General features: G+C 51.1%; 2 tRNA genes and 2 rRNA genes. All 4 read left to right on the top strand.

Annotated elements, in window-relative coordinates:
* The first annotated feature begins 395 nt into the window (after positions 1–395).
* The 4 genes from GIW69_RS25875 (at position 396) to GIW69_RS25860 (ending at position 5,334) form a co-directional block, all read left to right on the top strand.
* Positions 396–1,932: ribosomal RNA gene (locus tag GIW69_RS25875) — 16S ribosomal RNA — on the top strand.
* Between the two features lie 82 nt (positions 1,933–2,014).
* Positions 2,015–2,091, top strand: a tRNA-Ile gene (locus tag GIW69_RS25870).
* A 27-nt stretch (positions 2,092–2,118) separates the two neighbouring features.
* A tRNA-Ala gene (locus tag GIW69_RS25865) sits at positions 2,119–2,194 on the top strand.
* Between the two features lie 248 nt (positions 2,195–2,442).
* Positions 2,443–5,334: ribosomal RNA gene (locus GIW69_RS25860) — 23S ribosomal RNA — on the top strand.
* The 16S and 23S rRNA genes sit together here with 2 tRNA genes alongside, the layout of an rRNA operon.
* Positions 5,335–5,412: the final 78 nt, after the last annotated feature.

Genomic DNA, 5,412 nt, shown 5'->3' with positions numbered 1-5,412 from the left:
CGTGATGTGTGGCTCTTTTAACGGTTCGATCTTCTCGGTCGAAAGCGGTGAAAAAGAGGTGTTGACAACAGCGAGTAACGCTGTAGAATTCGCCTCCCGCTAACGAGAGATCGGAAGCGCAAGTGGTTGAAGTTGTTGAAGAAATCTTCAAAAACTTCTGAAAATAATCACTTGACAGCAAATGAGGCTGCTGTAGAATGCGCGCCTCGGTTGAGACGAAAGAATCAACCAACCGCTCTTTAACAACTGAATCAAGCAATTCGTGTGGGTGCTTGTGGGGTCAGACTGATAGTCAGAAAGATTATCAGCATCACAAGTTACTCCGCGAGAAATCAAAGATGTAACCAACGATTGCTGAGCCAAGTTTAGGGTTTTCTCAAAACCCAAAGATGTTTGAACTGAAGAGTTTGATCATGGCTCAGATTGAACGCTGGCGGCAGGCCTAACACATGCAAGTCGAGCGGATGAAGAGAGCTTGCTCTCTGATTCAGCGGCGGACGGGTGAGTAATGCCTAGGAATCTGCCTGGTAGTGGGGGACAACGTTTCGAAAGGAACGCTAATACCGCATACGTCCTACGGGAGAAAGCAGGGGACCTTCGGGCCTTGCGCTATCAGATGAGCCTAGGTCGGATTAGCTAGTTGGTGAGGTAATGGCTCACCAAGGCGACGATCCGTAACTGGTCTGAGAGGATGATCAGTCACACTGGAACTGAGACACGGTCCAGACTCCTACGGGAGGCAGCAGTGGGGAATATTGGACAATGGGCGAAAGCCTGATCCAGCCATGCCGCGTGTGTGAAGAAGGTCTTCGGATTGTAAAGCACTTTAAGTTGGGAGGAAGGGCAGTAAATTAATACTTTGCTGTTTTGACGTTACCGACAGAATAAGCACCGGCTAACTCTGTGCCAGCAGCCGCGGTAATACAGAGGGTGCAAGCGTTAATCGGAATTACTGGGCGTAAAGCGCGCGTAGGTGGTTTGTTAAGTTGAATGTGAAATCCCCGGGCTCAACCTGGGAACTGCATCCAAAACTGGCAAGCTAGAGTATGGTAGAGGGTGGTGGAATTTCCTGTGTAGCGGTGAAATGCGTAGATATAGGAAGGAACACCAGTGGCGAAGGCGACCACCTGGACTGATACTGACACTGAGGTGCGAAAGCGTGGGGAGCAAACAGGATTAGATACCCTGGTAGTCCACGCCGTAAACGATGTCAACTAGCCGTTGGGAGCCTTGAGCTCTTAGTGGCGCAGCTAACGCATTAAGTTGACCGCCTGGGGAGTACGGCCGCAAGGTTAAAACTCAAATGAATTGACGGGGGCCCGCACAAGCGGTGGAGCATGTGGTTTAATTCGAAGCAACGCGAAGAACCTTACCAGGCCTTGACATCCAATGAACTTTCCAGAGATGGATAGGTGCCTTCGGGAACATTGAGACAGGTGCTGCATGGCTGTCGTCAGCTCGTGTCGTGAGATGTTGGGTTAAGTCCCGTAACGAGCGCAACCCTTGTCCTTAGTTACCAGCACGTAATGGTGGGCACTCTAAGGAGACTGCCGGTGACAAACCGGAGGAAGGTGGGGATGACGTCAAGTCATCATGGCCCTTACGGCCTGGGCTACACACGTGCTACAATGGTCGGTACAAAGGGTTGCCAAGCCGCGAGGTGGAGCTAATCCCATAAAACCGATCGTAGTCCGGATCGCAGTCTGCAACTCGACTGCGTGAAGTCGGAATCGCTAGTAATCGCGAATCAGAATGTCGCGGTGAATACGTTCCCGGGCCTTGTACACACCGCCCGTCACACCATGGGAGTGGGTTGCACCAGAAGTAGCTAGTCTAACCTTCGGGAGGACGGTTACCACGGTGTGATTCATGACTGGGGTGAAGTCGTAACAAGGTAGCCGTAGGGGAACCTGCGGCTGGATCACCTCCTTAATCGACGACATCAGCTGCTCCATAAGTTCCCACACGAATTGCTTGATTCATTGAAGAAGACGATAAGAAGCAGCCCGAAATTGGGTCTGTAGCTCAGTTGGTTAGAGCGCACCCCTGATAAGGGTGAGGTCGGCAGTTCGAATCTGCCCAGACCCACCAATTTTGTGTGGGAACCTGTAGAAATACGGGGCCATAGCTCAGCTGGGAGAGCGCCTGCCTTGCACGCAGGAGGTCAACGGTTCGATCCCGTTTGGCTCCACCACTACTGCTTCTGTTTGTTTAAAGCTTAGAAATGAGCATTCCATTGTTGTGATGGTGAATGTTGATTTCTAGTCTTTTGATTAGATCGTTCTTTAAAAATTTGGGTATGTGATAGAAAGATAGGCTGAACGTTACTTTCACTGGTAACGGATCAGGCTAAGGTAAAATTTGTGAGTTCTCTTAGTTGAGAAATTCGAATTTTCGGCGAATGTCGTCTTCACAGTATAACCAGATTGCTTGGGGTTATATGGTCAAGTGAAGAAGCGCATACGGTGGATGCCTTGGCAGTCAGAGGCGATGAAAGACGTGGTAGCCTGCGAAAAGCTTCGGGGAGTCGGCAAACAGACTTTGATCCGGAGATGTCTGAATGGGGGAACCCAGCCATCATAAGATGGTTATCTTGTACTGAATACATAGGTGCAAGAGGCGAACCAGGGGAACTGAAACATCTAAGTACCCTGAGGAAAAGAAATCAACCGAGATTCCCTTAGTAGTGGCGAGCGAACGGGGACTAGCCCTTAAGTGGCTTTGAGATTAGCGGAACGCTCTGGAAAGTGCGGCCATAGTGGGTGATAGCCCTGTACGCGAAAATCTCTTGGTCATGAAATCGAGTAGGACGGAGCACGAGAAACTTTGTCTGAATATGGGGGGACCATCCTCCAAGGCTAAATACTACTGACTGACCGATAGTGAACTAGTACCGTGAGGGAAAGGCGAAAAGAACCCCGGAGAGGGGAGTGAAATAGATCCTGAAACCGTATGCGTACAAGCAGTGGGAGCCCACTTTGTTGGGTGACTGCGTACCTTTTGTATAATGGGTCAGCGACTTATTTTCAGTGGCGAGCTTAACCGAATAGGGGAGGCGTAGCGAAAGCGAGTCTTAATAGGGCGTCTAGTCGCTGGGAATAGACCCGAAACCGGGCGATCTATCCATGGGCAGGTTGAAGGTTGGGTAACACTAACTGGAGGACCGAACCGACTACCGTTGAAAAGTTAGCGGATGACCTGTGGATCGGAGTGAAAGGCTAATCAAGCTCGGAGATAGCTGGTTCTCCTCGAAAGCTATTTAGGTAGCGCCTCATGTATCACTGTAGGGGGTAGAGCACTGTTTCGGCTAGGGGGTCATCCCGACTTACCAAACCGATGCAAACTCCGAATACCTACAAGTGCCGAGCATGGGAGACACACGGCGGGTGCTAACGTCCGTCGTGAAAAGGGAAACAACCCAGACCGTCAGCTAAGGTCCCAAAGTTATGGTTAAGTGGGAAACGATGTGGGAAGGCTTAGACAGCTAGGAGGTTGGCTTAGAAGCAGCCACCCTTTAAAGAAAGCGTAATAGCTCACTAGTCGAGTCGGCCTGCGCGGAAGATGTAACGGGGCTCAAACCATACACCGAAGCTACGGGTATCACGCAAGTGATGCGGTAGAGGAGCGTTCTGTAAGCCTGTGAAGGTGAGTTGAGAAGCTTGCTGGAGGTATCAGAAGTGCGAATGCTGACATGAGTAACGACAATGGGTGTGAAAAACACCCACGCCGAAAGACCAAGGTTTCCTGCGCAACGTTAATCGACGCAGGGTTAGTCGGTCCCTAAGGCGAGGCTGAAAAGCGTAGTCGATGGAAAACAGGTTAATATTCCTGTACTTCTGGTTATTGCGATGGAGGGACGGAGAAGGCTAGGCCAGCTTGGCGTTGGTTGTCCAAGTTTAAGGTGGTAGGCTGAGATCTTAGGTAAATCCGGGATCTTAAGGCCGAGAGCTGATGACGAGTGTTCTTTTAGAACACGAAGTGGTTGATGCCATGCTTCCAAGAAAAGCTTCTAAGCTTCAGGTAACCAGGAACCGTACCCCAAACCGACACAGGTGGTTGGGTAGAGAATACCAAGGCGCTTGAGAGAACTCGGGTGAAGGAACTAGGCAAAATGGCACCGTAACTTCGGGAGAAGGTGCGCCGGTGAGGGTGAAGGACTTGCTCCGTAAGCTCATGCCGGTCGAAGATACCAGGCCGCTGCGACTGTTTATTAAAAACACAGCACTCTGCAAACACGAAAGTGGACGTATAGGGTGTGACGCCTGCCCGGTGCCGGAAGGTTAATTGATGGGGTTAGCTAACGCGAAGCTCTTGATCGAAGCCCCGGTAAACGGCGGCCGTAACTATAACGGTCCTAAGGTAGCGAAATTCCTTGTCGGGTAAGTTCCGACCTGCACGAATGGCGTAACGATGGCGGCGCTGTCTCCACCCGAGACTCAGTGAAATTGAAATCGCTGTGAAGATGCAGTGTATCCGCGGCTAGACGGAAAGACCCCGTGAACCTTTACTATAGCTTTGCACTGGACTTTGAATTTGCTTGTGTAGGATAGGTGGGAGGCTTTGAAGCGTGGACGCCAGTCTGCGTGGAGCCATCCTTGAAATACCACCCTGGCAACTTTGAGGTTCTAACTCAGGTCCGTTATCCGGATCGAGGACAGTGTATGGTGGGTAGTTTGACTGGGGCGGTCTCCTCCTAAAGAGTAACGGAGGAGTACGAAGGTGCGCTCAGACCGGTCGGAAATCGGTCGTAGAGTATAAAGGCAAAAGCGCGCTTGACTGCGAGACAGACACGTCGAGCAGGTACGAAAGTAGGTCTTAGTGATCCGGTGGTTCTGTATGGAAGGGCCATCGCTCAACGGATAAAAGGTACTCCGGGGATAACAGGCTGATACCGCCCAAGAGTTCATATCGACGGCGGTGTTTGGCACCTCGATGTCGGCTCATCACATCCTGGGGCTGAAGCCGGTCCCAAGGGTATGGCTGTTCGCCATTTAAAGTGGTACGCGAGCTGGGTTTAGAACGTCGTGAGACAGTTCGGTCCCTATCTGCCGTGGACGTTTGAGATTTGAGAGGGGCTGCTCCTAGTACGAGAGGACCGGAGTGGACGAACCTCTGGTGTTCCGGTTGTCACGCCAGTGGCATTGCCGGGTAGCTATGTTCGGGAAAGATAACCGCTGAAAGCATCTAAGCGGGAAACTTGCCTCAAGATGAGATCTCACTGGAACCTTGAGTTCCCTGAAGGGCCGTCGAAGACTACGACGTTGATAGGTTGGGTGTGTAAGCGCTGTGAGGCGTTGAGCTAACCAATACTAATTGCCCGTGAGGCTTGACCATATAACACCCAAGCAATTTGAATACTCGAAAGAGCATCAGATTGCGGTGTGTGAAGACGCAATGAACCGAAAGTTCGAT

The sequence above is a fragment of the Pseudomonas syringae genome, assembly GCF_021605415.1.
GTDB lineage: Bacteria > Pseudomonadota > Gammaproteobacteria > Pseudomonadales > Pseudomonadaceae > Aquipseudomonas > Aquipseudomonas syringae_S.
This window is presented reverse-complemented; position numbering and strand designations above follow the sequence as displayed.